Origin of the sequence: Escherichia sp. KCJ4928 (assembly GCF_004352695.1) — a bacterium.
Lineage (GTDB): Bacteria > Pseudomonadota > Gammaproteobacteria > Enterobacterales > Enterobacteriaceae > ECMA0423.
In genome coordinates this window covers 1-262 of the sequence record NZ_SJWV01000743.1, presented here as the reverse complement: position 1 = coordinate 262, position 262 = coordinate 1, and the positions used below count along the sequence as shown (strand labels likewise).

Genomic DNA, 262 nt, shown 5'->3' with positions numbered 1-262 from the left:
ACTGGCCACAGATAATGCAGGAAGTTCGCTCCCCCAAAAATCCTCCCAATAATCTGTACATTGGTGAAGACAGGCAACCTGCATCAGCACCTCAGGATCAATCAATGCGACTCCCCCTCGCAGGTAAAGCCCCCGATGAACTGATACCAGCCATCGCCTCTGCCGATAAGGACAATCGTCAGTTGAATCTTCTGCTGGTCCACAGCGCAGATGATCATCTGCAGGGCGTGGTCCGCCTGAACGGCACCCTTTACCCGGCACT

The 262-nt window shown here is 54.2% G+C and carries 1 pseudogene; it reads left to right on the top strand.

Going from position 1 to position 262, the window contains the following annotated elements:
• Positions 1 to 262, top strand: a pseudogene (locus E0D98_RS26550) (hypothetical protein); the annotation flags it as partial.